Genomic DNA, 8,143 nt, shown 5'->3' on the forward strand with positions numbered 1-8,143 from the left:
CTTGAATCATACTATCTTCATCAATAAGTGAGTCAAAGGTAGTAGTAGAGGTATTTAATTCTTTAAACTCCTTCGATAAGTATCGATATTGTTCTGATAAATCATATTTTCCTGCGAGTTCAATAAATAAATCCTGGTAATATATCTTCTGGCTAACAGGGTAAGCATCCACCATTTCTGCTAGATTACTTAACACTATTATATCCCATGCTCTGAATGGCCAGAGCATGGGATACTCTCTCTTCATTTTCAAGATGTCAGGGAGTGAAGGACTCTTTTTATTTGGGCTAGGTATAAATAGCTCTTTATTAATCATCCATCTTTTCCATTTCTGATAGTCCCGGTCAAAGTAAGCCTGACGATTATCTAAGTATTCAGATGCAAGCCTGTCCACCGCATTCTTTAGATATATTATCCTTTCTCTTTTATGATAGATATGCTTGCAATCAGATATGAATTGTAACTTTATTTGATTAAATTTCGCAGTTAATGATGGATGCTTAACCCAAGTCCACTTCGGTGTATTCGATTCATTTGAATAATGACGACAAACTATACTTCTGTCATCTTGATAATTTAGGGTAGGTATCTCTTCGGTAAAAGAATAGATAATCGATATCACGCGATTACCGCTATATCCTTCCATTACCGCATAGTCACTTGATTCATGACAAAGTAAAACCTTGTCACAGGTTACATCCCTTTTGGGATAAATCAACCGTGTTTCTTTGTAAGATTGTCCTGTATAAATATACTCCATCTCTTTATGTATACTGGGTAAGTGAATTCTTTTGCTAGATATGGCCTTCCGAAGTGATAATAAAGCCCTGTTTCTTCTTTCTGCCTTTTTATTCCTTTTCTCTTCTTCAATCTGTTTAAAATACTCGATTTTCTTAATTTCAAGTTCTGAGTGATAAATCCATTTGTACTCGACGAGATTATCTCTTACCAGAGAAATCCATTCAGAGATGCTATTACCTTCAGCAAGAGGAAAGTAGTACTCAATTGAATCAATCTGTTGGTCAATGTAATACTGTTCTTTATTCTCGTCACATTTGTGAGTAACGCAGACTTCAATAGCTACATTGCTAGTATCTGTCGCAAGATATACGTCTGCCAGGTAGGGCCCTATCCTGTATTCGAGTGCTGACTCTTTAACTTCAGTTGTTAGGCCGGGAACGACAATATCTGTTTCGTCGATGGTTATCTCATTTGTTGGAAAAATAATTTCAGATAACGAAGAAAAATGTAGTTGCATCGCTATATGTAACTGCGTCATCTGACAGTCACGGCTTTCTTCCTTTGTAGTATGAGAGAAGTGGTGTGTGACGATCTTTCCATTGTTCTTTGCAATGAGGGGATCACCACAGTGCTTACAAACACAGTTACAGCGTTTTCCGTTTGGCACTGAATCTACGTGAACTATCGTGTTTGAATCATTGTGAAGGGCATATTCAAAAAGCATCAGTACTGTCTGCATCCTAACTTATCTATATACTTGATTAGACATATATAGAGCCAGTTTCTATTCTCTGGAACTTTGTCTACCTATCCAGACCACTTATTAAGATTAGCAACCCATTCTTGCATCATTGCCTTCCTTTCATCAAGGTAGGTCGCATGATTGCATGATTATATGAACGGTGCACATGATTGGTCTCGGCATGAGCTAACATGGTGTGAATGATTATATATGGCACAAGCCGACTGTCTGATTGGATTTTGATCAGATCATCAATAGGGTCAGATTGAGTCTTAGTTGGTACAACTAACTCGCTTTTGCCCCAAAGTGGGTTAACACAACTGTTATTTATAAGTTGGTTATATGGTTTTGTCCTGTTTTCTCATGTTAAATATTACGATCGATGTATCTCTATTTGTTAACTAAAGTATGAGGAACATCTAATTTCAAAACAAGTTCCAGATGAAAAAGCAATATATGCTATCTGAAGGTTATGATTGTGAATCCTTCAGGAGTTATGTGAGACAACAAGGGGTAATGCGGTTATTCCTTACAAGAGAAATAGCCGAAAACCCAATAAGAAAGACTATCGGTTATATAGGCGTTTGAGCAGTTTCACCAGATAGGGAGGTAAGTCATTTTCAGCAATGACCTCAGATAACCGTTTTACCACCGCGATCCCTCTGGGCATACTGACACCAAATTCCAGTAAGAAAGCGTGTATCTGGTTGACTGTTTTCACTTTATCTCTCACTAAGGATTCTCGGACAAGGTGTAATACACGTATATTCTGTTGACTTTCCGTGCGAGGCTGAACAAAGCGCATGGAAGGCCGAGAAGCCGCTCCACAAATGGTTTCGGCATCAATAAAATCGTTTTTATTCATAACTAAATAAAACTCCAAAAAATGTATCCCATAAGCGTATCTTCAGGATAATATTCTATGGCAAGATCACAGACTGAATAGAGTTAATTTTCATATTTATGTCTTTAAGGTATTGTGTGCATATACGTGTTTTTCAGCAGCTTTCAACCCTTCATATTGTGTATATGTATCAACCTTGAATCACATTGACTAGAGCAAAAATAGAGCAGAGACAGAGACAAAGATAAAATGAACAAAGAAAATACAGAGCAGTACCGATACGTTATTGGCACATTAGGTGCAAGTTGGATCGATTCTATTGAAAAGAAATCTCGTGGAAAATTAGATGTAATTATAGAGGAATTCCGAGATGAAAGTGGGATCAAGCAATATGCACCGATAAACACGAAAGAACACTTCTGTGACACTGAAAAGGTTTTTATTACAGGCCCATTCGATGAATTAGAAAGAAAATACGAACCACACCAATTATTACTTGCAGAGGTTACTCGTGCTAATAAATCTGAAGGAAACCAACAAAGTCACATAGCTTATTATAAATCTGTACAATTAGTTAAGAATACAGATCTACTTGAAGTTTTATCCGCTCATGGTGATTTTAACCCAGATGAACCAATTTTGCATTTGACTCATACACCTTCCACAAATCTCATTATGATTTCAACAAAAATCGATAATGAAAATTTTATTCAAGGTCCATTTTCTTATGATATAACCGAACAAGGTGAGGATGGGTATAAAGTTAACTTACGTTATCCAGCCACTCCTCTACCCGGAAAAAAATTAGGCGATCATATAATTGGGAAATTAGGGCGGGAACTATGTAAAGAACAGCTTATTGACGTCACTTTCGGACAGCGACCAGCAATATTTTTAGCTGATATAACTCAATTTATTAATAAACTTACATCTAAAGATCATATTGATATCATGGATTCGGAGACTCTACTTCGTAACTATGTAGAACCCTTACTAAAAGATTCTATATTTCGATCAGCTGGAGGACGGCTAACAAAGAAAGGGATAGAAGTACTTCGAAATAATGTAAAAAATGGGCGTCAGTTCAAAGCAGAACTACCAAGATATCAGCGTACTGTAGATTTACTTGCTGAAGTCGCTGAATTTGACTCAAACATAACAAAATTAAAAGATGAGCTGCTAAAAATGCCAGAAGGACAGCGATTCTTAGAAGAGTTTTTAGAAAAAAATGAGTCTGCTTTCTATGAAAAATACAGAGCTAATCATCTTCAGAATATTGAACAAGAAGCGAATACAAAACGTATTGAAATTGAAAGACTAGAAAACAAAAGGCAATCTCTCTTAGAAGACCTAAAATCCATAGCACAACAAAAAAGTGAGAAGGAAAATGAATTTCGTCAGATGGAAGAAAAGAAAAAAGCAGATCTAGAAGAGCAAGTAATGCGTGAACTCAAGCGTCGCCATGCCGAGCTTCAGAACGAAATCTCCCATAGAGAAAAGCTCTTATCAGACTTAAAATCACAGTATTCAGAATACAAAACTTATCAAGAATTACTAGATGCAATAGAACAAAAAAGGAATGATTTTCGTTCTTTTGAAAGAATAAGACAAGATAGCGAAGATTCACTTAAAAATTTAAAAGTTCAAATCAAAGAATCTTCAGCAAGGTTGACCGAGCAATTCATCAATATAAAAGCTGGCTTTGAAGCTATGACACAATCTAATAAGGTATCCAAAACAAAATGGAATTTTCGAGCCTCTAAAGTTAGGCGTTTGGATACTTCCAATAAGGTAAAGGCTCAACAAGAATACCTCGAAGAATTGGATAAAGCATTGCGTCATTATAATAGACATCTAGACACTGAGCAGCTAGTAAATCTTGTAACTACGTTGGCACAAAACCAGTTTACCATTTGTTCTGGTCTACCAGGAACGGGAAAAACTAGTTTAATTAAGCGACTAGGTCAAGCTATGAATCTTGGATATAGACAGCACACTATTTCCGTATCGAGAGGCTGGATGTCTTCAAATGATATATTGGGATACTACAATGGCCTTGCAGGAGCCTATCAACCAGCAGCTACAGGACTTTGGGAATTGTTATTAACAATGCAGGAAGAAAATCCCGAAGAAGTTCCTCCTTCTATACTGCTCTTGGATGAAATGAATCTAAGCTCTCCAGAGCATTATTTCAGTAACTTTCTGGACCTAGCTGATGGTGAGAGTAGAAGAGAAATTTTCACTGGATATCCTGAAAAAGAACGCCTTATTATACCAAACTACATCCGCTTCGTAGGTACAGTGAACAGTGATGAAACGGTACAACCACTTTCACCAAGAATGCTTGACCGTGCCGCAGTAATACCTTTCGATGATGTGATCAGTGATGTACGTTTAGGAAACATTAGTTCCAAAAGAGAAATACCTATTGAGCCTGTGTCTGCAATAGATTGGTTATCTTTATTTAAAGGAAATGGAGCTCAACTCTCAGGCGAAACTCATTCAATCATGAGTGAAATTATCACCATTCTTGAAGATGACCATGAAGAACTAGGAAAACGGATTCTTATATCTTACCGAAAACGTCATTTAATCGCTGATTTCGTCGAGGTGGCAGGAGCTTTATTAGTTGAATATGAAGGTCAAATTACAGCTTTAGATCGAGCTATTCTTCAGCATGTTTTACCTGGCTTAAATGGCTATGGAGATAGTTTTGCCGAACGCCTGAAACGTCTGCAATCTACATTAAAGAAACATGGACTTAATATGTCTGCTAAACGCCTTCGTAAAATTATTCTAGAAGGCGAGGAAGCTCTTAACAGCTACCGTTATGTGGTCTAGAAAGGAAAAATAATGTTGGATTTAACTATTGAGGTCAATCCCGGACGCACCTTTGAAGGATTCCATTGTGAGCTGATTACTCAAGGAGATGCAGTTCATGGTGATTGGTCAATTCCTGAAGATGCACAAATAAGAATTCAACTGATAGCAAGTGACAAAGCTCTAGAATTTGGGACTCCTATATTATATATAGGAGACGTTGCTCACGAAATGTCATTAACTACATCAATTGATGATCAGCAATATTGGTGTGTATTGTTTGACGAGGAACAAATTTTCGGGACACCATTTCGCAACTTTGTAGGTAGAAGTGAAATAATTCTGACTTTTAGAAAAGTAGATATTCACATTAGGAACTTAGTTGACATCCAAGCTAATTTAGTAAATGCGGAGTTAGCTGAGAGTATGCTTAAATACTTAAATACCCATTATGAAAGCATAGTATCACTATGCTTTTCACGCTCAAAAATTAATGGCGACACTAGCAAAGGTAACGAAGATTCAATAAATCGCCTAATCGTGGAAGCTCAAAATGGAATAAAACTTTGCGAATCTGTATGGCCTGAGTTGTTATCTAGAGTTCGAGAACGATGGGAAACTGAACTGCAAATACAGAAAAGTACTTTACCAAATTCGTCACAAGGTATTACTTGGCTTACTCAACATCCAGAATATATTCACTTTTGTCATCAAGAAGAGCAAATGCTAAGGATGAAAGGTTATCCAACCAAAATAATTCAAGGAGTTCGGGAAGAAGTTATTCAAAATAGAGATTTACTCGAAAATAGAATTATTCATGGTTACTTAGCACATATGGAGCAAAAATTAACCAAAACTAGAAAGTTACTAGTAATTGATTCTATTAGAAACAATGAAAAGAATAGTAATTCAAGCTTTGGCGAATATATAAGCTTGGATCATATATTGAATAAATACCGCACACCTATTCTAGAAGGGCTTTCAAAGAAATTAGATAATTTGGTCTCTCGTGTAAGATTTTTGCGCAACAACTTTAGTTATATTGTGCCCCCCTCTATGGACTTAAAACCAATTCCACCTACCGTAACCTCTTTTGTTGCTAGAACACCTAGCTATCTAAGGGTATACGAAAAAATAACTAGATGGTATGAATTTAACAACATAGAAATAGGTATTGGAGATTTACTATTTGGATTACGTCATTTAAGTACGTTGTATGAGTTCACTGTCTTAACACAGCTAATTTCAGCACTAAAAGACACAGGAGCAAACCTACTCGAACAAAGTTGGCGTGATTACAATGAAGCAAAATTCGGTGGAGAAGCTAAAGCACGCCCTATGAGTGAAATTAATAATTATTTCTATTTTTCAAATGAGTCAAGAAAAATGGAAATAGAACTTTTCTACGAACCAAAAATATGGACAAAACACAAAGCTCAGTCAGGTGACCCTGTAGACGTTTGTATTGAACATCAAGGCAAAGATTGGCAGTACCGAAGCCCTGATTATATGCTACGCATATGGATTAAGGGAATTGTAGAACCAGTATTACTAATTCTAGATGCTAAATTTTCATCTGCCTATAGGATAAAACATGAAAAACTACCTGATTTAGTTAATAAATATTTACTTGGCCTACATCAAAAAAGAGCCGACGGAAGCTATGGCCGTTTACCAATACAAGCCGTTTGGGCACTTTATCCAAAAGGTCAATCAGAAAAGGTAGATTTTTATGCATCTTATCATTCAATTGGAGGGCGTGAAAGCATATTGCCATCATTAGGAGGAATTAGAGTAAAGCCCAACGAAGAAGCTCGCTTGTCCATAATGCTTAATAAATTATTCCAACAAATTGAACAAGAATTCGAACAAAAGTACCAGAATAGCCACATAAAAATCACTTAACTCTCTTTATGCAAGATACTCTTAAAATTTCAGATAACCTCGTGTACTAATCTATCTTGTAGGGAGATATCTCCCTACAAGAATGTTGATAATAAAAAACTAATGAAAGTTAAAATAATAATATGAAATTTGAGAGGCTATTTAAAATTCTCTTTTAATTTTTCATAAAAAATATCTTATGTAATAATTAGAATGGAATTTCAATCTCAGCTTCTGCCTTAGAAAGTGGTTAGTCCTGCCAAATGCAAACATCAATGCTGTAATAAATTAACTCTGACATGTGAAATAATCAAGTTGGAGCATAAGGTCTAACTTATTTTGGTCCATAAGATATTTAAATATTTTTTATATGTTCATATTTTAACTTCACTACTCTATCTGTTGCGGTCATATTAGTTTTCTGGCTGGTGACTCACGCAGTTTCTTTGTGGTCATAATCATTACCTCTTTGGTTATTGTGACCACATAAGAGATAAACTTCAAACTATATAAAGATCAAGTCACGGGTGTAGATATCGCTCTAATGATTTATATAACGAACAAAATGCACTATAGTTTTTTAACTCATCTGAAAATGGCTTAAATGATAGCATTATATCTTTAATAAGGGAGCCAAAAGATTCATTTTCAACATATTTAATTATATTTTTTCTATTATTATCAGAGGCATACTGTGCAATCTGACCAAGCATTTGATTAAAGGCAATAATTCCATTGTGTATTTTTAACACAGAATTAAACAACTCATCTGATAACACGGCTGATTCAACTAGAATACTATTATCTATATTGCGTATATATGGTGGAAACAATACCATACTTGAATACTTCTCTTTGAAATAAAATTTCAAATTAATGCCAAACTCACCACTAGCGCACTCAACTTTATCATGAGATAATTCTAAGGATTGTACTAGATTATCTATATAACTCATTGATGTGCATAGTTTTGCTATCTGACTTGCAGTTACATTCTTTATTGCTTGGATTCGCATGATAAGTGCAATTTCTGAAAAAGGCGGTCAGTTGCTATAGTAGGCATCTTTCTCGCCAAAGGAAAATGCACTATGACCTATAAACAACTGACCGAA

At 35.7% G+C, this 8,143-nt stretch carries 4 protein-coding genes and 2 pseudogenes; 2 read left to right on the plus strand and 4 right to left on the minus strand.

The features are described from left to right. From AAC854_RS20030 to AAC854_RS20040, 3 genes and pseudogenes are all read right to left on the minus strand, one after another. The coding region (locus tag AAC854_RS20030; protein ID WP_340618650.1) for a competence protein CoiA family protein at window positions 1-1,480 on the minus strand (1,480 nt) is incomplete at its 3' end. A gap of 68 nt (window positions 1,481-1,548) precedes the next feature. Further along, a pseudogene (locus tag AAC854_RS20035) lies at window positions 1,549-1,685 on the minus strand (tyrosine-type recombinase/integrase); the annotation flags it as partial. 372 nt (window positions 1,686-2,057) lie between these two features. After that, window positions 2,058-2,348: pseudogene (locus AAC854_RS20040) on the minus strand (IS110 family transposase); the annotation flags it as partial. Window positions 2,349-2,576: 228 nt separating this feature from the next. On the opposite strand from AAC854_RS20040, the gene AAC854_RS20045 reads away from it, so the two are divergent. Both AAC854_RS20045 and AAC854_RS20050 read left to right on the plus strand, forming a co-directional pair. Beyond that, entirely contained in the window at window positions 2,577-5,168 is a 2,592-nt protein-coding gene (locus AAC854_RS20045; protein WP_340618651.1) for an AAA family ATPase, read from the plus strand. Between the two features lie 12 nt (window positions 5,169-5,180). Then, complete coding sequence (locus AAC854_RS20050) at window positions 5,181-7,052, plus strand: nuclease domain-containing protein (RefSeq protein ID WP_340618652.1); 1,872 nt, start codon at window positions 5,181-5,183, stop codon at window positions 7,050-7,052. 500 nt (window positions 7,053-7,552) lie between these two features. On the opposite strand, the gene AAC854_RS20055 is transcribed toward AAC854_RS20050, so the two are convergent. Then, window positions 7,553-8,047 (minus strand): hypothetical protein, encoded by a 495-nt coding sequence (locus tag AAC854_RS20055; protein ID WP_340618653.1) that lies wholly within the window; start codon window positions 8,045-8,047, stop codon window positions 7,553-7,555. Window positions 8,048-8,143: the final 96 nt, after the last annotated feature.

The sequence above is a fragment of the Xenorhabdus entomophaga genome, assembly GCF_037996725.1.
Classification (GTDB): domain Bacteria; phylum Pseudomonadota; class Gammaproteobacteria; order Enterobacterales; family Enterobacteriaceae; genus Xenorhabdus; species Xenorhabdus khoisanae.

What these genes read in the sequence shown, in the direction of transcription:
- AAC854_RS20055 (WP_340618653.1), bottom strand. Translation starts at nt 8,047, where the DNA reads ATGCGAATCCAAGCAATAAAGAATGTAACTGCAAGTCAGATAGCAAAA.
- AAC854_RS20045 (WP_340618651.1), top strand. Translation starts at nt 2,577, where the DNA reads ATGAACAAAGAAAATACAGAGCAGTACCGATACGTTATTGGCACATTA.
- AAC854_RS20050 (WP_340618652.1), top strand. Translation starts at nt 5,181, where the DNA reads ATGTTGGATTTAACTATTGAGGTCAATCCCGGACGCACCTTTGAAGGA.